The organism is Thauera sp. GDN1, assembly GCF_029223545.1.
In the GTDB taxonomy this organism is placed as follows: Bacteria; Pseudomonadota; Gammaproteobacteria; order Burkholderiales; family Rhodocyclaceae; genus Thauera.
The window spans coordinates 1-22,184 of record NZ_CP097870.1 but is presented as its reverse complement, the minus strand read 5'-3'; the positions used below and the strand labels follow the sequence as shown (position 1 = coordinate 22,184).

Here is a 22,184-nt window from a genome sequence, read left to right as displayed (position 1 = left end):
CGGACCGGTGCGCGCCAAGATCAGCGCTTCTTGCCGGCGGACTTGCCCTTGCGCTTGCTGCCGGCCTTCTTGTCCTTCGCGCGGCGTGTCTTCCCCGTCTTGGCCCGGGCCGCCGGCGACAGCCCGGCGACCAGCGCCATCACCTCGGCGGTCCCCTGGGCGGCGAGGACGGCGAGGCCTGCACGCACGAGTTCGGACTTGCTCGGCCGCCGTCCCGCGGCCTTGAGCGCGTCGCGCAGGGTGACGAGCCGGCGGCGGTCGCTGGCGGCGAGCTTGAAGCGCTCCTGCGCGCGCTTTTCCGGCTTGATCGCGGCGGTGGCCTGGGCCGGCGCGGGTGCGGCGCTCACCGGCGCCACTGCCGGCTGGGCCGTGATCTCGGGCAGGGCGGGCGTCACGGGTGCGGCGGGCGATACAGCGTCGGCGGTCTCGGCGGTTGGCGTTTTCCTCCCCGGCTGGGGTGATTCCGGCAGGCGTTCCTCGAGCGCTGCATCCTCCTGCCTGAGCGTTGCGCGCAGGGCGCTCCGGGTCTTGTTGCTCACCGCATTCTCCTGGTTCTTAAAGGTAATACTTTATTATTATTTGATCCCGGCGCGCGCGCAAGCGCCCCGGTGCCCCTCACGGGCGTCGAGGCGGAAGGCGAATGTGCTCAGGCGAGGGAGCGGGTGGCGTCGGTGGCGGTCGACTATGCGCCGCCGGAGCCGGGGCGGTGGCGCGCGAGGCTGCTCCAGCGCGCGTGCAGTGCCTCGAGGCTGCGGCTGTGGGTGACGATCATCACCTCGTCGCCGCGGCGCAGGCGGGTGTCGGGTTCGGGCAGCGTGAAGCGTTCGTCGCGGTAGAAGAACATCACCCGGCTGTCCTCGGGCAGCGCGAGCTCGGCGATCGTCTTCTCGTCCTCCTCGCGGGCGACGAAGGCGAACACGCGCGCCTCGCCCTTGACCAGCGCAATGATGTCGAGATGGTCGCGGCCCTCGAACAGGTCGGCAAGATAGCGGCCGATCGTGCGCGATGGGATCACGATGTCTTCCAGTCCGAGCTCCAGGCTGAGGTGCTCGAACTCCGGGTCGTCGATGCGGGTGACGACGCGCGCGAAGCCGAGCGAGCGCCCGGCGAGGCTGGCGAGGATGTTGGTCTGGTCGTTGCCGGTGAGGCAGAACAGCACGTCGGTGAGCTCGGGATCGGCCTCGCGCAGCAGCGCCGGCTTGCTGCCGTCGCCGTGCAGGAAGCCGCAGTCGAGCTCTGCCGACAAGGCCTCGATGCGCGCCTTGTCGCGGTCGATCAGCACCACCTCGTGCCCGCTCTGCAGCAGGCGGCGTGCGGTGGTCACCGACAGCGCCCCCGCGCCCACGAATACGGCTCTCATGCGGCCTCCGCGCGTTTTCCGAACCAGGTGCCGGGATGCAGCACCACCAGCAGGGCGAAGATCTCCACCCGCCCGGCGAGCATGTCGAAGCATAGTACGAGCTTGAGCAGCGGCTCCAGCTCGGGGCGTGCGATGCCGGCGGACAGGCCGACGGTGGCGGTGGCGGACACGACCTCGAACAGCGCGTCGACGCCGTCGTAGCCATGGGCGACGAAGACGAGCCAGGACAGGAACACCACCAGCACGTAGAGCAGGATGATCAGCAGCGCCCGCCACAGGTCCTCGTCGTCCAGCCGCCGGCCGTCGAGCCGGGGTTCGATGACCGCGTGCCGCGGCGCCGCGGCGCGCGCCAGCACGAGCTGCAGCATGCGCAGCAACAGCAGCAGGCGCAGCAGCTTGAAGCCGCCGGCGGTGGAGCCCACGCTGCCACCGGCGAGCATGGAGGCCGCGAGGGTGAGCTTGGAGGCGTCGTCGAGCGTCGCCAAGGGTTCGAGTGCGAAGCCGGTCGTGCTCTGCGCGCTCATCGCCAGCAGCAGGGCGTCGGCCAGGTTTGCGCCGGCGCCGCCCTCGCCCGCCGGCATCCACAGCCACAGCAGGCCGGTGGTGAGCGCGGTGGCGGCGAGCAGCAGGCGCAGCTCGGCATCGCGCGCGAGCGTCCGCGGCGCACGCCACCGGTCCTCGTGCCAGGCGCGATGGTAGAGCGGCAGCGCCACCGCGCCGAGCAGCGCGAAGGCCAGCACCACGCCGGCGGGCCCGGCGCCCCAGTGTCCGAGGCTGGCGTCGAAGCTGGAGAAGCCGCCGGTCGATACCGCAGCCAGGGCATGGACCAGCGCGCCGAAGGCATCGCCGGTCGCCAGCCAGATCGCCGCCACCGCGGCCATCGTCAGCACCGCATAGACGGCGAGGATGCGGCGCGCGTACACCCAGGTGCTCGACACCAGCGTCTCGCCGGCCGCCTCGGTCTCCATCAGCTGGCGGGCGAACAGCCCGTTGTGCATGAACAGCGCCAGCGACAGCACGACGATGCCCAGCCCGCCGTACCATTGCAGCCAGGCGCGCGCGAACAGGAAGGATTGCGGCTTGTCCTCGACCGTGGCCAGGGTGCTGAGCCCGGTGGTGGTGATGCCGGACACCGCCTCGAACAGCCCGTCGACCCAGGTCTGACCGCCGAGTGCGGCGAGCGGCCAGCTCATCGCCAGCGCACCGAGCACGAAGGACAGCACGACGATGGTGAAGGCCTCGTTGAGCTGCAGGCGCTGCGGGGCCTGCAGGCGCGCGAGCGGCAGGCACAGCACGACCGGCACCACGACCGGCATGGCGAACACCGGGGCGAGCACAGCCTCGCCGAGCACGATGGCGGCGAGCAGGGGCACCGCGTCCAGCGCGGCGAGCACCAGGCCGAGGACGCCCAGGTACTTCAGCAGCACCCGCCACCGCAGCGCGTGGCGCAGGGTATCGATCTGTCCGTTGGCCATGGCGTCGGTATCCGTCGATCGCCCGCCGCAGCGGGCTCATCGACAGTATAGGCGCGCGGCCGACCGGGCGCCGCGCCGGCCCGGCGCCCCTGGGTGCGGCGGATGCCGCCCGATGAGGGCGCCTCAGCGCATCTCGAACAGCTCCTGGTGGAAGCGCCCGGCGCCGAGCCCGCGCGCGCCGAAGGCCTCGCGCAGGGCCTGGCCGAAGCCGGCCGGGCCGCAGAACCACACGCCGGCGCGCGCCCAGTCCGGCACCGTGCGGCAGATGCGCTCGGCGTCGAGGCGGCCGTCGCGCTGGGTGACCAGCACGTGCAGCCTCACCCGCGCCTCGGCGGCGAGCTCGCGCAGGCGGGCGATGAAGCCCTCGTCGGGTGCGGCGGTGCTGTAGAACAGATCCACCGGCTTGTCGCCGTCCTGCTGCGCGAGCGCCTGCAGGCGGGCGACGAAGGGGGTGATGCCGATGCCGCCCGCGACCCAGATCTGCTGCGGCTGCGCGGTGGCGAAGTCGAAGCGGCCATACGGACCCTCGACGCGCACCGGGTCGCCCGTCTTCAGCGTCGCCGGCAGCGTGCGGGTGTAGTCGCCGAGCGGCTTGATCATGAAGCGCATGCGGCCGTCGCCCCGCCAGGCCGAGGAAATGGTGAAGGGATGCGGGCCCTCGCGCTCGTCGAAGGTGACGAAGGCGAACTGGCCGGCATCGTGACCGGGCCAGGCCGACTCCAGCCGCAGCCCGACCTCGAGCACCTGGTTGCCGGGATGCTGCACCACCGTGTCGATCGTGCCGAGGGCGCGGTGCGTGCGGCCGATGCGCCCCGCCAGCGACAGCGTCGCGGCATAGCTGCCGGCGGCCATCAGCACGCCCATCAGGATGCCGATCGGGCTGCTCCAGTAGGCGAAGGGCAGCAGCACCACCGCATGCACCACCAGCGCCAGATACACCGCCGCCATCACGCGGTGGGTCTGCGCGAAGCGGCGGTAGGGGAAGCGCTTGATCAAGGCGATCGCGGCCAGCACCGCGAAGGCGTAGAAGGCCCATTCGCCGATGCTCTCGGCCAGGCCGCGCTGCTCCTGGAAGAAGCGGAAGATGTCCACGGTCTGCTCGGGCCGCGGGCCGCGCGCGGGCTTTTCCAGCCAGCCCCAGCCGACGGCCCATTTCGTGCCCTTGGCCCACAGCCAGTGCACCACGCCGATCGACAGGCCGGCGATGCCCAGCCACTTGTGCAGGCGATAGGCCTTGTCCATGCCACCGAGCAGCGGCTCCAGCGCCACCGGACGCAGGGCGAGGATCATGGCGATGCTCATGACGCCCATGGCGACGACGCCGGTGTAATTGACCGCGATGGCGCGCACCGCGAAATAGGTGTTGCCCTCGATCAGCAGCGGATCGGCCCACCACCACAGCAGGCTGAGTCCGGCCAGGATCAGGACGAGTGCGAGTTTGATGTTCTTCATGACGGCTCCCTTGCGCAGGGAATGCGTGCGCGTCTCGCGCCGAATTCCACATGAGGATTGTGCGCCGCGTCATCCGTCCGCCTTGTACCGGCATGTATTCCTTCCGGGCTGTCGGCCAGGCCGGCAAGGCCGTCCGCAGCCCCGGCCGGCGCGGCCGGATCGCCTTCTTTCGTCCGCGCGGCTGGTCAGCGCCGCGGTGCGGCTATAGACTCGCGGGCGAATCTCAACCGGCCGCCGGTCGCGGCCACTGCGCGGCAGTCCGAACATGCTCCAGCAATCCACGCCCTTCCCCGCCTGGCTCCAGCACGACATGGAGCAGGTCAACGCCCTCATCCGCCGCCAGTTCGACAGCGAGGTGGTGCTGATCCGCCAGGTCGTCGAGTTCATCCTGCACGCCGGCGAGCGGGACCGCCCCGCCCTGGTGCTGGCGGCGGCGCGCGCGCTCGGCCACGAGGGCGACCGCAGGTACGCGCTGGCGGCGGCGGTCGAGCTGATCCACATCTCGCTCGCGCTGCACGACGGCGTGACCGAGGCCAGTGGCGGCGCCGCGGATGCGCACAGCGAGGGCGCCCTGTTCGGTAACGCCGGCAACATCCTGCTCGGCGACCTGCTGTACACCGGCGCCTTCCGCATGATCGTGGATCTGGACGACATGGAGGTCATGCGCGTGCTGGCGGATGCGACCAACGTGATCGCCGAGGGCGAGGTGATGTACCGCGCCGCGCGCGATGCGGCGGTGGGCGATGCGGGGGCCTATCTGGACATCGTCGGCCGCCGTCGGGCCAAGCTGTTCGAGGCCGGGGCGGAGTGCATGGCGATCCTGCACGGCGCCGCGCCGGACGTGCGCGCGGCGCTGGTGCGCTTCGGGCTGCATGCGGGCATGGCCCATGCGTTGCGCGCCGAGGCGCAGGATGCGGCGCGCTTCGGCATCGCCGACGCGCAGGCGCGGGCGGCGAGGGAGTCGGAGGCGGCGCATGCGGCCATCGCCGGCTGCGAGGCGAGCGCGCTGCCGATGGCGGACGCGCTCCACGCGAGCATCCGGTAGGCGAGACGGGATCGCGGCTGCCGCCGCTCCCACAGGGCGCGGCGCGCGTTTCACATGGGGCTGCGCGGCGCGCGTTTCACAGGCCGCGGCTCAGGCCGCGCGGCACTCGTTGGCGAGCGGCTTCTGCGTGCGGCCGTCGAGCAGCAGGCCCTTCCACGGCAGGTCGATCCACACCAGGCCGCTGGCTGCGTCCTCGAAGCGCGGCAGGCCGGAGTAGGACGGGTCGCGTTCGAGCTGGTACTGCTTGCCCTTCCAGGCGAGCTGGATGCGGTGATTGACCGCGTTGGCGACCTCGCGCTGCAGCCTCAGGCGTTCGCCGCGTTCGCAGCGGTAATCGCCGCTGGGCAGAGCGAACTCGAACTGGCCGCTCTGCTCGGTGACGCCCGGCGCGGTTTCGACGGCCGCGGGCTGCAGGGCACAGGCGGACAGGAGCAGGGCGGCGAGGCCGGGAAGTGCGAGGCGGATCATCTGGCGCGACCGGGTGATGAGGACCGCGTCATTGTAGGGCGCGGCCCTGCCCGCATCCGCACCGGTCCGGCGGCGCTCGGTAAGCATTCGTTACAGGGGGTCGTCCGGCCCGTGGCGCACCGCGCCGTCGAGCGCGCGCGCGGGCCGGACGACTCGGGTCACTTCACGTCCAGCACGCTGTCGTCCCATTTCTCGTGCTTCTGCAGCCCGAGCAGGTTGGCGACGGTGGCGGCGATGTTCGACAGGCCGGCGGTCTCGGTCTGCCTGAGGCCCAGTTTGCCGCCGCTGACGTTGTCGTAGAGGACCAGCGGCACCGGGTTCAGGGTGTGCGCGGTCTTGGCCTTGTACGAGCCGTCCTTGTTCGTCGCCGGCTGCCTGGTCTTCTTGTCGAGTTCGAACATCTCGTCGGCGTTGCCGTGGTCGGCGGTGATCAGCGCCACCCCGCCGGCGGCGTCGATCGCCGGCAGCAGGCGCGACAGGGCGAGGTCCACCGCCTCGATCGCCATGGTCGCGGCGCGGAAGTTGCCGGTGTGGCCGACCATGTCGCCGTTGGCGTAGTTGCAGCGCAGCACCTTGTACTGGCCCGATTGCAGCGCAGCGATCATCGCGTCGGTGATCTCGGCGGCCTTCATCCACGGGCGCTGCTCGAAGGGCACGACGTCGCTGGGGACTTCCTGCCAGGTCTCGCCGTCGAACTTGTTCGAGCGGTTGCCGTTCCAGAAATAGGTGACGTGGCCGAACTTCTGCGTCTCGGAGCAGGCGAACTGGGCCAGCCCCGACTTGCTGAACCACTCGGCCGAGGTGTCCTTGATCGCCGGCGGCGCGACCAGGAAGCGCTTGGGCAGCTGCAGGTCGCCGTCGTACTGCAGCATGCCGGCGTAGGTCACGCGCGGATGGCGTACGCGGTCGAACTCGCTGAAGTCTTCCTCGACGAAGGCGCGGGTGATCTCGATCGCGCGGTCGCCGCGGAAGTTGTAGAACACGACCGCATCGCCGTCCTCGATGGTGCCGATCGGCTTGCCATTCTCGGCGATGACGAACTCGGGCAGATCCTGGTCGATGGTGCCGGGGTTGCGCTCGCGCAGGCCGTGCACGGCTTCGGTGGCGTTGGCGAACTGCGGGCCTTCGCCGAGCACGTGCGTGCGCCAGCCGCGCGCGACCATCGGCCAGTTGGCGTCGTAGCGGTCCATGGTGATGCACTGGCGGCCGCCGCCCGAGGCGATGCGGGCGTCGAAGCCGGCGCCGCTGAGCTCCTTCAGGAAGGCTTCGAAGGGCACGACGTAGTCGAGCGCGCTGGTCTCGGGCACGTCGCGGCCGTCCAGCAGCGCGTGGATGCGCACCGTCGGCACGCCCTCCTCCTTCGCCCGCAGCACCATGGCCTTGAGGTGGTCGATGTGGCTGTGCACGTTGCCGTCGGAGAACAGGCCGATGAAGTGGAGCACGCCCGCCTTTCCGTTTTCGCCCGCCCTGGCGCCGGCGACGATCTGCTGCCAGGCCTCGCCCTGCCAGATCGCGCCCTCGGCGATGGCGTTGGCGACCAGCGCCGCGCCCTGCGCATAGACCTGGCCGGCGCCGATGGCGTTGTGGCCGACCTCGGAGTTGCCCATGTCGTCGTCGGACGGCATGCCGACCGCAGTGCCGTGGGCGCGCAGGCGGATGTTCGGGTACTCGGCGAACAGGCGGTCGAGCGTGGGCTTGCGCGCGGCGTCGATGGCGCTGCCGACGTCGTGCTTGGGAATGCCGTAGCCGTCCATCACGACGACGACGACGGGGCCCTTGACGCCCTCGAAGGCGGGGAATTTCTGCAGCATGGTCGCTTCCTGAAGGAGAAAACCGGGGCCGGCGCGGCAGGCGGGCCGCGGGCCGGCGAAAACGATATTTTCCTTCAAATCAGGGGCGGATTCTCATGTGCGTTGTTAATCGGCGTAATGCCTCATGCCGGTGCGTCGTCCTCGCCGCGCCCGCCCCACAGCGCCTCGCCGCCGGCGTCGCGGTAGCTCAGGTAGGCGCGCAGGTCGAACTCGTACTGGTGGTAGTCGGGCTCCATGTGCAGGCAGAGCTGGTAGAAGGCCTTGTCGTGATCGCGCACGCGCAGGTGGGCGAGCTCGTGCACGACGATCATGCGCAGGAACTCCTCCGGCACCGCGCGGAACAGCGTGGCGATGCGGATCTCGCGCTTGGCCTGCAGGCGCGCGCCCTGCACGCGCGAGATCGCGGTGTGGGTGCCGAGTGCGTTGCGGATCACGTGCAGGGTGTTGTCGAAGCGCACCTTGCCGAGCGGCGGCGCGCTGCGCATGTGCTCGGCCTTGAGCGCCTGCACGTAGTCGTAGAGCGCGCCGTCCGCGCGCACGGTGTGGGCCTGCGGATAGCGCCGACGGAGGGCGGCGGCGAAGCTGCCGTGCTCGATCAGCGTCGCCACCTGCTGGCGCAGTGCCGGCGGGTAGCCGGCGAGATAGTCGGGAGTGTGCCGTTTGTTCATCGTGCGTTCGTGTAAATGAAATCCTTACACCTAAGGCATCGCCTGGCTATTCGGCATCCGCATGGATCCATAAGATTTGTGCACTGCAGGAGGCGCACGACGACGATCATCGGCGGGCGGCCTCCCCCGGAATCTGAAAGGAGTTTTGCTCATGTTAGCCCCCAAGATCCTGCCCTGGGTCGCCCGCAAGGCCGGCATTTCCGAATGCGACGCCCTCGATGCCTGGCAGCACGCGGTGGCCGAGGCGGCCGTCGCGGCAGGCGCGCGCAGCGGCGCGAGCTTCGATGGCCTCGCGCTCGAGCGCTTCATCACCCTGGCCCATGCGCGCGCCACCGATCGTGCGGTGCAGGCCAGGCGGCCGGCGCCGGGCGCGAGCCGGCTGCGGCAAAGGCCGTTCGCGCAACTCTGCGCCGGCTGATCCCGCCATCGGCCGCGGGTCGCCACGAGGGCGGCCACGCCGGACGGCAGGGGCCGCGCACGCAACACTTTCGTTTTGTCTCCCTCCTCCACTTCAACGTGGTTCGTGCCCGCAGCTTGCGGGCACTTTTTTTTGCCTCGGCTCAGGCGGCCGGCGACCTCTCGACCGAATTCATGATGCGCTTCAGCACCGGGTCGTCCGTCGCCATGCATGCCTTGGTCGCATCCTCGAAGCAGTCGACGAACAACTGGCCGTGCGCGCTGAGGGTGTCGTTGCGCCGGACCACGATGCTGGTGCGCATCTCGGGCAGGCGCTCACGAATCGGCAGGGCCTGGACGCGACCGCGCAGCATCGGGGTTTCGAGCAAGGGCCAGGGGCAGAGGGTGAGCATGTCGCCGACCTCCAGCATGCTGATCGCGACCAGGCTCGAGCGCGCGAAGTGCACACGGTGCGGCGGAGGCGCGATGCCATGGCCGGCCAGCAGGTCGATGAGCGGCTGGTCCTGGCCTTCGCCGCGCATGGTCAGCACCCAGTCCTGATCGACGAGTTCCTGGAACGAGGTCGCGCGGGCGAACGGATGGCCGAGGCGGCCGACGACGGCGAAGTCGCAGCGGAACAGGTCGCGCGCATGGAACAGGGACGACTCGGTGGGCGCGGGCGGCATCGCGATCACCAGGTCGAGGGTGCCGTCGCGCAGGAGCGGATGGGCGCTCCCCACCACCTCGGTGACGTCCAGATGCACGTCCGGGCGCAGGGCGTGGAAGCGGGCCAGGGCGTGGGGCAGGATGGACTGCGCGACCCAGGGCGTGATCCCGATCGTCAGCGTGCCGCCGGCCGTGCCGCGGATCTGCGCGATCTCCGCCTCGGCACGGCTGACCTGGCCGAGGATCAGGCGGGCATGGACGAGGAACTGGCGGCCGGCATAGGTCAGCACCGCGCCCTGCGACTCGCGCTTGAGCAGGGGCGTCGCCATCGTCGCCTCGAGTTCGCGCAGGGCCTGGCTGACGGCCGCCGCCGACACGCCGAGCGCGCTCGCCGCGGCGCGCACGCTGCCCTTGTCGGCGACGGCGAGGAGGTAGCGCAGCTGGTTGATCTTCATCGATGCAGGCCTGTGCGGGTGGTCATGACCGCGAACGTCGGCTTCACGACTGCGGCCGGCGTGGCACCAGCCAGCGCAATGGGCCGCCGACCAGCGCGCGGAAGCGCACGTTGTGCAGGCAGATGCCGCCGACGAGGCCGACCACGCAGCCGAGCAGGGTGTCGATGAAGCGCGATGCGATCAGTTCGGCGAGCGGCGCGTGGCCGAGGGTCGCGGCTTCGGCGAGGAGGATGGTGAGCGGGGTGATGAAGATCACCGCCAGGCCGTAGTGGCGCACCACCAGGGTCTCGATTGCGAACGCGAGCAGGATCACCAGCAGCGCCACGCGCCAGGGGTCGAGCGGCAGGCTCAGCAGGCCCCACGCGAGCAGCATGCCGATCGCGGTGCCGAGCACGCGATGGAGCTGGCGGTTCCACACCGCGCGCAGCGAGGCGCCCTGGATCACCGCGAGGCAGCTCACCGGGACCCAGTAGGGGCGGTCGAGTTGCAGCGCCTGCGCGATCGCCAGCGACAGGCCGACGAAGGCGCCGATCAGCACCGCGTCGAGGACGACGAAATCGAAGCTGGGCGGCGGCAGGGGCGCCACCGGGTCGGGCGCCTGCAGGCGCAGCACGTACAGGCTGTAGAAGAAGGCGATCAGGCTGGCGAGCAGCGCGCCCATGGTGAGCAGGCCGACGCGCAGCGGGATCTGTTCCACCGTGCCCGGCGTGTAGGCGCCGATCGCCGCCGCCATGATGAAGAACAGGCTGCCCGGCGGCCCCAGTCGGTAGAAGCGGCAGACCATCGTCACCAGCGTTGCGATCAGCGCTAGCACGCCGACCTTGGCCAGCGGCAGGAAGTGCGTCATCAGGCCGAGGGCGTAGCTCGCGGTCAGACCGAAGGCGCAGGCCATCAGCCACACCATGCGGTGCGACATCGGCGTGTTCGGCAGGTGGAGGAAGGCGAGGCCGCCGATCGAGGAGATCAGGCCGTATTCGAGGTGGCCGAACCAGGCGCCCACCATCAGCGGCAGGCCGGAGGCCAGGGCCGCCGCGAACGGCATCTGCCAGCGCCGGGTGCTGGGGCTGATGGTGGTGAGGTGCCGCCATTCGGCGCGAATCAGGTCCTGCGCGCGTTGCAGTGGTGAGCGGGTCGTCATGGGTGTGGTCGGGCGGCTGTTGCGCCGATGTTTAGCACAGCGCGGGCGGCAGGGCGATGGTTTCGAGCCGGTCGGGCGTCGGTCGAGGGCCGCCCCGCTGCTTCAGGCGTCCTGCCGCGCCGCCTCGCGGCCGAGCAGGGCCAGCTTGCGCGCGCTGCCCCAGCGGTAGTCGCCGACCTCGCCGCCGGCGCGGATCACGCGGTGGCAGGGGATCAGGTAGCCGATGGTATTGGCCGCGATCGCGCTGCCGACCGTGCGCGGTGCGCGCGGCATGCCGAGCTCGCGCGCGAACTGGCGGTAGGACAGCACGCGTCCCGGCTCGATGCGGATCAGCGCCTCCCACACCTTGATCTGGAAGTTGGTGCCGCGCAGCACCAGATGCACGCTGCCGCGGGTCGGCGGGCGCGGGAAGATGCGCTGCATCAGCGCATGGGCGTGCGCGTCGTCGCGCCGCAGCGTGGCGGCGGGCCACAGCACGCGCAGTTCGGCGTGCATGGCTTCCTCGTCGCCGGTGCTGAAGGCGAAATGGCACACGCCGCGCGCCGTCCATGCCACCAGCGCCGCGCCGAAGGGCGTGGGCGCGATGCCGTGGCCGATGTCGATGCCGCGCGCGGCGGCACGGATCTCGGCGGGCGTCATCGCCTCGCAGCTCACCAGCAGGTCGTGCAGCCGGCCGCCGCCGCTCAGCCCGGCGTCGTCGGCCACCGTCAGCGTGTCGGCGGCCGCGGCCAGGCGCGTGCGGGCGTATTCCTTGGTCAGGTACTGCAGGAAGCGCTTCGGGGAGATGCCGGCCCAGGCGCTGAACACGCGCTGCAGGTGCTGGGGGCTCAGGTGCACCGCGGCGGCAATGTCCGCGAGCGCGGGCTGGGCGCGGGCGTTTGCGCGGATGAAGGCGATCGCGCGCGCGACGATGGCGTAGTGGCGGGCCTGCTGGTCGAGCGTGTCCATGGCGTGTCTCCCCGACGGCCGCCCGTCCTCCGGTCGTGGGCTGTGTGCCGGGGCGGGCCGGGTCCAAGTATGCCGCTGCGGGCGGGGCGATCAACCCGATTCTTGCGGTCCGGGTCACGTGCGGAGCTGGCGTGGATGCGAGCGTGGCCGCTCAGAACGGCGCCGGGCTGTCGAACAGCATCGGCACCCGGGTGTGCGGATGCATGAAGGCGATCTGCGCGGCGTGCAGGTGCATGCGCGCGCAGGCTGCCGCGCTGGCGGCGGGGGCGTAGAGCGGGTCGCCGAGGATGGGATGGCCGATGGCGAGCAGATGCACCCGCAACTGGTGCGAGCGTCCGGTCACCGGCTTGAGCTCGACGCGCGTCACCGCCTCCTCACCCTCGCCCGCGCGCGTGAGCACCCGGTAGCGGGTCAGGGCGCGGCGGCCGCGGACCGGGTCGACGATCTGGCGCGGACGGTTGGCGGCGTCCTCGCCCAGCGGCAGGTCGATCTCGCCGCTGTCCTCGGCGACGTGGCCGTGGACCAGCGCGACGTAGCGCTTGCCGACCGTGCGCTGCTCGAAGGCCAGGCTCATGCGGCGCAGCATCTCCATGCCGCGGGCGAACAGTACCAGCCCGGAGGTGGCGGCGTCGAGCCGGTGCACGATCAGCGCGTCCGGCCACGCCGCCTGCACGCGCGCGGCGAGACAGTCCTGCCGGCCTTCGCCGCCGGCGGGGACGGAGCGCAGGCCCGCGGGCTTGTCGACGACGAGCAGGCAGTCGTCGACGTGCAGGATGGGCGGGCAGGATGGAGCGGACATGGCGGGGTGAGCGTGGTGTGAAGGGCACAAACGACAACGGGAGCCTGCGCTCCCGTTGTCTTCCGCACGAGGCGGGATCGAGGCGCCGTCGGCGACGACGGCCCTGCGGTGGATCAGAACACGCTGAACGGGTAGTCGAGGAAGATGCGGACTTCCTTGCCGGTGCCGTTGCGCTTCTGATCGGCAAAGACATCGCTCGAGATGTGGAGAACAGAAGCGCGCAGGCGGAGGCTCAGATCCTTCGCGGGGCCATCCTGCACGGTGTACGAGATCTGATTGAAGAACTCGCGCTCTTTGCCGTCGGTGGTGTTTGCACCGTCGATGTCAGTGCCACGCACATATGCGACACGGTAGGTCAGCCCCGGCATGCCGTACCCGCCGAAATCGACCGTATAGGCGAGCTGCCAGGAGCGCTCATCCTTGGCGTTGAAGTCGGACCAGTAGGAGTTGGCCAGCCAAATCGAGGAGCCACCATTGCCGGTACCTTCATCATTCTGGTACCCGCCGTAGTCGAAGCCGACGTCGCCGCTGCTGCGCTGGTAGGCCAGCGTGAAGGCGTGCGGACCGGTGGCGTAGATGGCGGCGAGGCTCCAGATGCGGTTCTTGTCATCGCTGACGTCGTACTTGGTGCGATAGCCGTTGAAGTCGAAGGTCAGCGAATTGCTGGCGATCGGCATCGTGTAGGCCAGGTTCACGTACTGACGCTTGAACGAGTTCGTGCGCACGACGTTGTCGACGTCCGAGAAGTAGAGCGCGCCACCCAGTGCGTCGTTGAACTGGTAGCGGCCGCCGAACACGTCGATGCCCTTCAGGCCACCGCTGTCACGGCCTTCGTCGCTCTTGCGCGACTGGGCGTGGAAGGTGCCGGCGACGAGCTCGAGGCCTTCGATCTCGTTCGAGGTCAGCATGGTGCCGGTGAAGCTCTCGGGCAGCAGGCGTGAATCGTCGTGGTTCAGCACCGGCAGGCTGGGGCGCAGGTCGCCGTAGGCGAGCACGGTGTTGGACAGGCGGACCTTCAGCGAGGCGCCGCCCTTGGCCACGTCATGCTCTGGATCGCCGTTGCTGTCCTGGATGAAGAAGTCGATACCGCCGTTGCCGCTGCGGCGGCGGGTGCTGTCCAGACGCAGACCGTAGGCGGCGAAGGCGTCGATGCCGAAGCCGACCGTGCCCTGGGTGAAGCCGGATTCGAAGTTGGCGATCACGCCCTGGCCCCATTCCGAGCCGTCCGGCCGGCCGTCGCTGTAGTCACGGTTGATGTAGGCGTTGCGCAGCAGCACGTTCAGCGAGCTGTCTTCCACGAAACCCTTGGCGTCGGCCTGTCCGCCGGCCAGCGCGGGGGTCGCGCTCGCCAGTCCCAATACGATCAATGCTGCCAGCTTCTTCGACATGTGGTGTCGTCCTGTGAGTTGGTTGTTGTGTGCGTCGACGCGCCTCGTGGGCGTGCGAGGGCGCGGATTCTCGCACTCAATCGCGGTCGCTGCAGCAGGGTGTGGCGAGTTTGCATCACATTGTTTCAGGCGTTCGAGGGTGTCGGGCAGGCCTTCCTGGCGCGCCGGCTCAGCCCGCCAGGAAGGCCTGCAGATCGGCGAGCAGCTCCTCCGGCGCCTCCTCGGGGATGAAGTGGCCGCAGGGCAACGGATGCCCGCTCACGACATCGGCCTTCTCCCGCCAGGTCGCGAGCACGTCGAAGAGGTCGTGCATCTTGCCGAACTGGCCCCAGATGGCGAGCAGCGGGCAGCCCACGCGCAGGGCGAGGTCGTGCGCGTCGTCCTCGAAATCGCGCGTCGCCGCGGCGCGGTAGTCCTCCAGCGTGGCGCGGATGGTGCCGGGCAGGGTGAAGGCGCGCAGGTACTCCTGGATCAGTGGCTCCTCGATCGCGCCGGTGCGGAAGGACAGGGCGCGGATGACATGGCGCAGGAAGGCCTCGGGCGCGGCAGAGATCATCACCTCGGGCAGGTCGGGCGCCTGGAAGAAGAACCAGTGCCAGTAGGCGGCCGCCAGGTGGCGTTCGGTTCGTGAGAACACCGTGTGCGTCGGCACGATGTCGAGCACGCACAGCCGGGTCACGGCCTCGGGGTAGTCCAGCGCCTGACGGTGCCCCACCCGCCCGCCGCGATCGTGGCCGACCAGCGCATAGCGTTCGTGCCCCAGCGCGCGCATCACCTCGTGCATGTCGCGCGCCATCGTCTTCTTGTCGTAGCCGTCGCGCGGCTTGTCGGAGTCGCCGTAGCCGCGCAGGTCGGGGCAGACGACGGTGTGGTGCTGGGCGAGCCGGGGGGCGATCTTGTGCCACATCTGCGCGGTCTGCGGCCAGCCGTGGAGCAGCAGCACCGGCGGGCCATTGCCGCCGGCCCACAGGTTGATCCTGATGCCGTTCGCCTTGATCGTGCGACGCTCGAGTCCGGTCATGAAGTCCATTGTGGGTTCCTCCTTGGGGGGGTGATCGGTCACCCGGGGGCAGCAGGCCGACCGGCGCGGCGGCCGTGCTTTCCGTGGCGCGGATTCATTCGCGCTTCGAGGCCTTGTTCTGGTACGAGAACGCGCTGCAGAAGATCGCGTCGATGTCCACCAGCTCGCCGATCGTCGCTCCCGCCTTGAGCTTTTCCTGGACGAGATGCTCGGTCTCCAGCAACTGGCGGGCCTTCGCCAGGATGTCGGCAGCCTCGGCCAGCGGCACGACCACCATGCCATTGACATCGGCAACCACGATGTCCCCGGGCAAGACTGCCACCCCGGCGCACTCGATCTGCACATTGACGTTGCCGGGCCGGCTCAGGTCGATCGCCTTGAACGAGGCGGCCAGGTCGGATGCGAGCGTCTTCACGGTGACCGCCGTGCCGACGAAGCGGATGCCCTCGAAGAGCGGCTTCATGTTGGAGGTCATCGCATTGAAGCGGCCCATGCAGTCCGACAGCGCGCAGGTGATCGAGTCGTGGGCGAGCAGATCCCTGAAGCCCGCCACGATCTCGGCGGGCGGCCGCTGGATGGTTTCGTTGATCATTGGGCGCCTCCTGATCGTTCTCGCAGGATAGTTCACCGTGCCGCAGTCGGGCGTTTGGTGCAGGGTGCCGACAGCTGCCGTCAGCCGGCGGCGCCCTGCTCCGCCCACCACATCGACATCGGCACCGCGGTTTGTTCGCGCTTACGTGAGCCAGCTTGATCGGGTGAGGGGGCTGCGTCGCCTCCACACGGACGGCGACTGGCGGGCCACGCGGTGATGCGATCGCCCTTAGCGAATGAGTCAGGTGTCCGTCGCCAGCATGTTCATGATCAGCCGGATCATCGTTTCCTTGTTCGTCGGCGCGGATTCGGCTACCAGCAGCGCGAGCGCGGCGAGGCCGATGTCGTTGATGACGGGCTGGCCGCGTGCGTCGAGCAGGCGGCCGTTGCGGTTGAGGAAATCGACGAACAGGAAGGCGCCGCTGCGTTTGTTGCCGTCGGAGAAGGGGTGGTTCTTGATGACGAAATACAGCAGGTGGGCGGCCTTGGCTTCGACGCTGGGATAGGCGGGTTCGCCGAAGACGGTCTGGTCGAGGTTGCCGAGCAAGGCGGCGAAGGCGTCGTCACGCTCACGCGCGAAGAGTTCGGTCGCTTCGCCGCGTGCGATCAGATCGGCCTTGAGGCGCGCTAGTGCCGCGCGGGCCTCGTCGGGCGTCGGCAGCACGCCGCCGCGTTGCTCGCGCGGCTCGGTCAGCAGGCCTTCGTCGTAGCGTTGCAGCAGCAGGAAGGTCTGCGCGTAGCGGGTGACGATGTCGACCAGGCCACGACCGGTTTCTGCGAGCAGGTCGGGGCTCTGTGCGGCCTTGCGGACGAGCTGCAGGGCGACCTCGAGCTCGCGGGCGTTGGTCTCGAGACGCTGGCGGTTGAGGGTGTAGCCTTGGGTGAGGTGTTCGCGCAATGTGCGTGTGGCCCATTGGCGGAAGCGGGTCCCTTGCGCCGACTTGACCCGGTAGCCGACGGAGATGATGACATCGAGGTTGTAGTGGTCGACCTGGTAGATTTTTCCGTCAGCGGCAGTATGTGCAAAATTTGCACATACTGCCGCTGGCTCCAGTTCCCCTTCCGCGAATACGTTGCGCAGGTGCTTGCTGATCACCGAGCGCTCGCGCCCGAAGAGCTGCGCCATCTGCTCCTGCCGTAGCCATACGGTTTCGGCCCCGAACCGTACCTCGGTCACGGCCGAGCCGTCTTCGGCCTGATAAATCAGGATGTTGCTTTCACTCGGCTGTTCCATGGCCGGTCCTCCGGTCGATGTCCGGATAATCGCACCAAGCCCGGATTTATGCAAAATGCATAAAATCAAACGTCGATGTTCTGCGCATACAGCGCATTACCCTCGATGAACGCCCTTCTCGGCTCCACGTTGTCCCCCATCAGCGTGGTGAAGATCTCGTCGGCGGCGATCGCGTCGTCGATCTGCACGCGCAGCAGGCGGCGGACGGCGGGGTCCATGGTGGTTTCCCACAGCTGCTCGGGGTTCATCTCGCCGAGGCCCTTGTAGCGCTGCTTGCTGAGGCCGCGCTCGACCTCGGCGAGCAGCCAGGTGATGGCGTCGGCGAAGCGGGTGACCGCCTGGCGCTTCTCGCCGCGGCGGATCTCGGCGCCGGGGCCGATGAGGCCGGCGATGGCCTGGGCGGCGTTGCGGATGCTGCGGTAGTCGCCGGAGACGAGGAAGTCGTGCTCGACCCAGCCGAACTTGCGGTTGCCGTGGTGCAGGCGCTCGATGGTGAGGCGCCAGCCTTCGGATTCCTCGTGGTACTCGGCGTAGATCTGCAGGCCGTCGGGCAGGTGGGCCTGGATGCGCTCGGCCGAGGCGCGGGCGGCGGCCTCGTCGTCGAGGCTGACCTCGAGGTCGTGGGCGAGCATGACCTGCAGCACTTCGGGGTCGATGTAGCTCGCCAGGCGGCGGACGACGGCTTCGGCGAGCAGGTAGCTGCGCGCCAGCCCGCCGAGGGCCTCGTCGGCGATCGGCGCGGCGCCTTCGTGCGGAGTCAGGCTGGCGCCGTCGAGCGCGAGCTTGAGCAGGTGGCCGTTGAGCTCGTGGTCGTCCTTGATGTAGATCTCGGTCTTGCCGTGCTTGATCTTGTACAGCGGCGGCTGGGCGATGTAGATGTGGCCGCGCTCGACCAGCTCCGGCATCTGGCGGTAGAAGAAGGTGAGCAGCAGGGTGCGGATGTGCGCGCCGTCGACGTCGGCGTCGGTCATCAGGATGATGCGGTGGTAGCGCAGCTTCTCGGGCTTGTAGTCGTCCTTGCCGATGCTGGTGCCGAGCGCGGTGATCAGGGTGGCGATCTCCTGGCTCTGCAGCAGCTTGTCGAAGCGCGCCTTCTCGACGTTCAGGATCTTGCCCTTGAGCGGCAGGATCGCCTGGAACTTGCGGTCGCGGCCCTGCTTGGCCGAGCCGCCTGCGGAGTCGCCCTCGACGAGGTAGAGCTCGCACAGCGCGGGGTCCTTCTCCTGGCAGTCGGCGAGCTTGCCGGGCAGGCCGACGCCGTCGAGCACGCCCTTGCGGCGCGTCATCTCGCGCGCCTTGCGGGCGGCGTCGCGCGCGCGCGCGGCTTCGACGATCTTGTTGCAGATGGTCTTGGCGTCGATCGGGTTCTCGAGCAGGAAGTCGCCGAGCTTGCTGGCGACGACTTCTTCCACCGCCGGACGGGCTTCCGAGGACACCAGCTTCATCTTGGTCTGGCTGGCGAACTTGGGGTCGGGCATCTTGACCGACAGCACGCAGGCCAGGCCTTCGCGCATGTCGTCACCGGTGATGTCGACCTTGGCCTTCTTGGCGATCTCGTTCTCTTCGATGTACTTGTTGATGACGCGCGTCATCGCCGCGCGCAGGCCGGTGAGGTGGGTGCCGCCGTCGGCCTGCGGGATGTTGTTGGTGTAGCACAGCACCTGTTCCTGGTAGCTGTCGTTCCACTGCATCGCGACTTCGACCGTCAGCTCGGCGTCGTGGCCGTGGCCGGTGGGGATGCGGGTGTTGCCCTGGGCGTAGAACACGTTGGGGTGCAGCACCGTCTTGGCGCGGTTGATGTACTCGACGAAGCCCTTCACGCCGCCGGCGAAGGCGAAGTCTTCTTCCTTGCCGGTGCGCTGGTCGATCAGGCGGATCTTGACGCCGTTGTTGAGGAAGGAGAGCTCGCGCAGGCGCTTGGCGAGGATGTCGTAGTGGTACTCGACGGTGCCGAAGATGTCGTCGTCGGCCAGGTAATGCACCTTGGTGCCGCGCTTGGTGGTCTCGCCGATGACGCGCGCCGGGCTGACCTCGACGCCGTCGACGACCTCGATCACGCGGTTCTGCGGCTTGCCGCGCTCGAACTCGAGCAGGTGGCGCTTGCCGTCGCGGGCGACGGTGACCTTCATCCACTTCGACAGCGCATTGACGCAGGACACGCCGACGCCGTGAAGGCCGCCGGACACCTTGTAGCTGTTCTGGTTGAACTTGCCGCCGGCGTGCAGCACGCACATGACGATCTCGGCCGCGGAGCGCTTGGGCTCGTGCTTGTCGTCCATCTTCACGCCGACCGGGATGCCGCGGCCGTTGTCGGTGACCGAGATCGAGTTGTCGGCGTGGATGGTGATGACGATGTCGTCGCAGTGGCCGGCCAGGGCCTCGTCGATCGAGTTATCGACGACCTCGAACACCATGTGGTGCAGGCCGGTGCCGTCGGAGGTGTCGCCGATGTACATGCCGGGGCGCTTGCGCACCGCCTCCAGCCCTTCGAGCTGCTGGATGCTGGATTCGTCGTAGTCGTTGCTCCCTTGCGGGGCCGGCGTGTTCTGCGGTTCGGACATGGTCATCTCGGTGATTCGTAAAGAACGGGGTGCTGCGGTGGAGCGTTTACCTGCTGCTTAAATGCGCATCGGCATCACGACGTACTTGAACTTGTCGTTGCCCGGCAGCGTGATGAGCGCGCTGGAGTTGCCGTCGTTGAAGCGCCAGTCGACCGTCTCCGAGCTCAGGTTGTTGAGCACGTCGAGCAGGTAGGTGACGTTGAAGCCGATGTCGAGCTTGTCGTCGTGATAGTCGATCTCGAGCTCGTCCTGGGCTTCTTCCTGTTCGGCGTTGTTGGAGACGATCTTGAGCAGGCCGTCCTCCAGCACCATGCGCACGCCGCGGAACTTCTCGTTGGTCAGGATCGCGGCGCGCTGCAGCGCGGCCAGCAGCGGCTGGCGGGCGAAGTTGACCAGCTTGGGATGGGCCTGCGGGATCACGCGCTCGTAGTCGGGGAACTTGCCGTCGATGAGCTTGGTGACGAGCTCGATCGAACCGAAGCGGAACACCGCCTGGTTGCCGGCGAGCAGGATCTCCAGCGGGTCGTCGTTGTCGGCGAGCTGGCGGGCGAGCTCGAGCACGGTCTTGCGCGGCAGGATGGCCTCGGTGCGCTGGGCGACCGATGCTTCGAGGTCGGACGCCGCATAGGCCAGGCGGTGGCCGTCGGTGGCGACCATGCGCAGCTCGCCGCCGTCGGCGATCAGCAGCAGGCCGTTGAGGTAGTAGCGGATGTCCTGCTGCGCCATCGCGTACGAGACCTGGGCGAGCTGGCGCTTGAAGGTGCGCTGGCCGATGGTCAGGCGGGCGCCGGCGTCCTCGGGCGGGTTCAGGCGCGGGTAGTCGGCGGCGGGCAGGGTCTGGAGCTGGAAGCGGCTGCGGCCGGCCTTGACGGTGAGGCGCTTGTCGTCGAGGGTGAGGCTGATGTCGCCGCTGTCGGGCAGGGCGCGCAGGATGTCCTGCAGCTTGCGCGCGCCGACGGTGATCGCGGCGTCCTCGCCGCCGATGTGGCCGCCGGTGGTGGTGCGGATCTGGATCTCGATGTCGGTGGCCAGCATGGTGAGCTGGTCGCCGTGCTTCTCGATCAGCACGTTCGACAGGATGGGCAGCGTGTGGCGCTTCTCGACGATGCCGGCAACCGACTGCAGCGGGGCAAGGAGCGCATCGCGGGTGGTGGTGAGCAGAAGCATGGCGTCTTGGATCGGGTCGATGGGTTGATCGGAAGTGTGCGGAGGGCTCAGCCGCGCAGGACCTGGGTGAGCACGTGGACGTCGTGGTTGAGCTGGTGGTCGCCGAGGCGCAGCTCGGTGATGGTGCGGCAGGCGTGCAGCACGGTGGTGTGGTCGCGTCCGCCGAAGGCCTCGCCGATCGCCGGCAGCGACATCGGCGTGAGCTCCTTGGCAAGCCACATCGCCACCTGGCGCGGGCGCGCGATCACGCGGGTGCGCTTCTTGGAGTGCATGTCGGCGACCTTGATCTTGTAGTAGTCGGCGACGGTCTTCTGGATGTGCTCGATGGAGAGCTGGCGGTTGTGCGCGTGCAGCAGGTCCTTGAGCGCTTCCTTGGCGACTTCCAGGCCGATCTGGCGGCCGTGGAAGCGGGCGTAGGCGACCACCTTGTTGAGCGCGCCTTCGAGTTCGCGCACGTTCGAGCGCAGGTTCTTGGCGATCAGGAAGGCGACGTCGTCGTCGACCAGCACGCGCAGCGCCTCGGCCTTCTTCTTCAGGATGGCGACGCGCATCTCGAGCTCCGGCGGCTCGATCTGCACCGTCAGGCCCCAGTCGAAGCGGGAAATGAGACGGTCTTCCAGGCCCTGGATGTCCTTCGGGTAGGTGTCGCAGGTGATGACGATCTGCTTGCGCGCCTCGGTGAGCGCGTTGAAGGCGTGGAAGAACTCTTCCTGGGTCCGGTTCTTGTTGTTGAAGAACTGGATGTCGTCGATGATCAGCATGTCGAGCGAGCGGTAGTAGCGCTTGAACGCGTCGAAGCTCTTCTGCTGATAGGCGCGCACCACGTCGGCGTAATAGTCCTCGACGTGCACGTAGCGGATGACCGCGCGCGGGTTGTGCTTGAACACCGCGTTGCCGATGGCGTGCACCAGGTGGGTCTTGCCCAGGCCGACGCCGCCATAGACGAACAGCGGGTTGTAGGAGGTGCCCGGGTTCTGCGCCACCTGCATGGCGGCGGCGCGCGCGAGGTCGTTGGCGCGGCCGGTGACCAGGGTGTCGAAGGTGAAGTCGGGGTTGAGGCGCGTCTTCTCGTAGGCGAGTTCCAGGCCGCTGACGGGCTCCGCGTCGCGGGCGGCAGGCGCCGGGCTGCGGCGCGCACGCGGGGGCGCGACCGGCTCGGGCGGCGCTTCCGCGGCGCTGCCGGTCTGGGGGGGCGGCGCCGCTTCGGTGGCGGCGGGCAGGGGGCTGGTGGCCGGCGTGCTCTGCGCTGCGGCCGGGGCGCTGGACGCGGTGGTGGCGCGCGCGGGGCGGGCGGCGCCGGCCGGCGGCAGCTGCAGGTCGACTTCCAGCGGCACGCCGGCGAATTCCTCGCCGAGTTCCTGGATGCGGCGCAGGTAGCGCTCGCGCACCCACTGCAGCACGAAGCGGTTGGGCGCGATCAGCGACCACACCGAGCCCTCTCCGGGTTCTGCCCGCAGGGTCTTGATCCAGGTGTTGAATTGCTGCTGGGGCAGCTCCTGTTCAAGGCGCGACAGGCAGAAGGACCAGAAATCTTGAGTCAC

Annotated in this window: 20 protein-coding genes; 2 read left to right on the top strand and 18 right to left on the bottom strand. The window is 69.1% G+C overall.

What is annotated here, in order from left to right; all coding sequences use genetic code 11:
- Positions 1 to 20: 20 nt before the first annotated feature.
- From CKCBHOJB_RS00100 to CKCBHOJB_RS00085, 4 genes are all read right to left on the bottom strand, one after another.
- Complete coding sequence (locus CKCBHOJB_RS00100; protein ID WP_281050051.1) at positions 21 to 539, bottom strand: hypothetical protein; 519 nt, start codon at positions 537 to 539, stop codon at positions 21 to 23.
- A 143-nt stretch (positions 540 to 682) separates the two neighbouring features.
- The gene (locus CKCBHOJB_RS00095) at positions 683 to 1,360 is read right to left on the bottom strand and encodes a TrkA family potassium uptake protein (RefSeq protein ID WP_281050050.1); all 678 of its coding nucleotides are present in this window, start codon (positions 1,358 to 1,360) and stop codon (positions 683 to 685) included.
- On the bottom strand, positions 1,357 to 2,835 hold the full coding sequence (locus CKCBHOJB_RS00090) for a potassium transporter TrkG (RefSeq protein ID WP_281050049.1): 1,479 nt from the start codon (positions 2,833 to 2,835) through the stop codon (positions 1,357 to 1,359). Before CKCBHOJB_RS00090 ends, CKCBHOJB_RS00095 begins: the two co-directional genes overlap by 4 nt.
- Positions 2,836 to 2,958: 123 nt before the next feature.
- Positions 2,959 to 4,287 (bottom strand): ferric reductase-like transmembrane domain-containing protein, encoded by a 1,329-nt coding sequence (locus CKCBHOJB_RS00085; RefSeq protein WP_281050048.1) that lies wholly within the window; start codon positions 4,285 to 4,287, stop codon positions 2,959 to 2,961.
- Positions 4,288 to 4,552: 265 nt separating this feature from the next.
- On the opposite strand from CKCBHOJB_RS00085, the gene CKCBHOJB_RS00080 reads away from it, so the two are divergent.
- Positions 4,553 to 5,332, top strand: coding sequence for a polyprenyl synthetase family protein (locus CKCBHOJB_RS00080; RefSeq protein WP_281050047.1), 780 nt, complete (start codon positions 4,553 to 4,555; stop codon positions 5,330 to 5,332).
- A gap of 90 nt (positions 5,333 to 5,422) precedes the next feature.
- On the opposite strand, the gene CKCBHOJB_RS00075 is transcribed toward CKCBHOJB_RS00080, so the two are convergent.
- From CKCBHOJB_RS00075 to CKCBHOJB_RS00065, 3 genes are all read right to left on the bottom strand, one after another.
- Complete coding sequence (locus CKCBHOJB_RS00075; RefSeq protein WP_281050046.1) at positions 5,423 to 5,800, bottom strand: hypothetical protein; 378 nt, start codon at positions 5,798 to 5,800, stop codon at positions 5,423 to 5,425.
- Positions 5,801 to 5,958: 158 nt separating this feature from the next.
- Positions 5,959 to 7,611, bottom strand: coding sequence for a 2,3-bisphosphoglycerate-independent phosphoglycerate mutase (gpmI, locus tag CKCBHOJB_RS00070; RefSeq protein WP_281050045.1), 1,653 nt, complete (start codon positions 7,609 to 7,611; stop codon positions 5,959 to 5,961).
- 122 nt (positions 7,612 to 7,733) lie between these two features.
- A complete protein-coding gene (locus tag CKCBHOJB_RS00065; RefSeq protein ID WP_281050044.1) occupies positions 7,734 to 8,279 on the bottom strand; it encodes a YgjP-like metallopeptidase domain-containing protein in 546 nt (181 codons plus the stop codon).
- A 151-nt stretch (positions 8,280 to 8,430) separates the two neighbouring features.
- On the opposite strand from CKCBHOJB_RS00065, the gene CKCBHOJB_RS00060 reads away from it, so the two are divergent.
- Positions 8,431 to 8,697 (top strand): hypothetical protein, encoded by a 267-nt coding sequence (locus CKCBHOJB_RS00060; protein WP_281050043.1) that lies wholly within the window; start codon positions 8,431 to 8,433, stop codon positions 8,695 to 8,697.
- A gap of 142 nt (positions 8,698 to 8,839) precedes the next feature.
- Here the strand turns inward: CKCBHOJB_RS00060 and CKCBHOJB_RS00055 are convergent, their stop codons facing one another.
- From CKCBHOJB_RS00055 to dnaA, 11 genes are all read right to left on the bottom strand, one after another.
- On the bottom strand, positions 8,840 to 9,796 hold the full coding sequence (locus CKCBHOJB_RS00055; protein WP_281050042.1) for a LysR substrate-binding domain-containing protein: 957 nt from the start codon (positions 9,794 to 9,796) through the stop codon (positions 8,840 to 8,842).
- A 43-nt stretch (positions 9,797 to 9,839) separates the two neighbouring features.
- Entirely contained in the window at positions 9,840 to 10,934 is a 1,095-nt protein-coding gene (locus CKCBHOJB_RS00050; RefSeq protein WP_281050041.1) for an FUSC family protein, read from the bottom strand.
- 102 nt (positions 10,935 to 11,036) lie between these two features.
- Entirely contained in the window at positions 11,037 to 11,882 is an 846-nt protein-coding gene (locus CKCBHOJB_RS00045) for a methylated-DNA--[protein]-cysteine S-methyltransferase (protein ID WP_281050040.1), read from the bottom strand.
- Between the two features lie 151 nt (positions 11,883 to 12,033).
- Positions 12,034 to 12,681: an RluA family pseudouridine synthase gene (locus CKCBHOJB_RS00040; protein WP_281050039.1), complete on the bottom strand. Its 648-nt coding sequence runs from the start codon at positions 12,679 to 12,681 to the stop codon at positions 12,034 to 12,036.
- A 113-nt stretch (positions 12,682 to 12,794) separates the two neighbouring features.
- A complete protein-coding gene (locus CKCBHOJB_RS00035; protein WP_281050038.1) occupies positions 12,795 to 14,069 on the bottom strand; it encodes an OprD family porin in 1,275 nt (424 codons plus the stop codon).
- Positions 14,070 to 14,238: 169 nt separating this feature from the next.
- The gene (locus CKCBHOJB_RS00030; RefSeq protein WP_281050037.1) at positions 14,239 to 15,099 is read right to left on the bottom strand and encodes an alpha/beta hydrolase; all 861 of its coding nucleotides are present in this window, start codon (positions 15,097 to 15,099) and stop codon (positions 14,239 to 14,241) included.
- Between the two features lie 85 nt (positions 15,100 to 15,184).
- A complete protein-coding gene (locus CKCBHOJB_RS00025) occupies positions 15,185 to 15,682 on the bottom strand; it encodes a hypothetical protein (RefSeq protein ID WP_281050036.1) in 498 nt (165 codons plus the stop codon).
- Positions 15,683 to 15,922: 240 nt separating this feature from the next.
- Complete coding sequence (locus CKCBHOJB_RS00020; protein ID WP_281050035.1) at positions 15,923 to 16,915, bottom strand: virulence protein RhuM/Fic/DOC family protein; 993 nt, start codon at positions 16,913 to 16,915, stop codon at positions 15,923 to 15,925.
- A 65-nt stretch (positions 16,916 to 16,980) separates the two neighbouring features.
- Positions 16,981 to 19,476, bottom strand: coding sequence for a DNA topoisomerase (ATP-hydrolyzing) subunit B (gene gyrB / locus CKCBHOJB_RS00015; RefSeq protein ID WP_281050034.1), 2,496 nt, complete (start codon positions 19,474 to 19,476; stop codon positions 16,981 to 16,983).
- Between the two features lie 57 nt (positions 19,477 to 19,533).
- On the bottom strand, positions 19,534 to 20,643 hold the full coding sequence (gene dnaN / locus CKCBHOJB_RS00010; protein WP_281050033.1) for a DNA polymerase III subunit beta: 1,110 nt from the start codon (positions 20,641 to 20,643) through the stop codon (positions 19,534 to 19,536).
- A gap of 47 nt (positions 20,644 to 20,690) precedes the next feature.
- The gene (gene dnaA / locus CKCBHOJB_RS00005) at positions 20,691 to 22,184 is read right to left on the bottom strand and encodes a chromosomal replication initiator protein DnaA (protein ID WP_281050032.1); all 1,494 of its coding nucleotides are present in this window, start codon (positions 22,182 to 22,184) and stop codon (positions 20,691 to 20,693) included.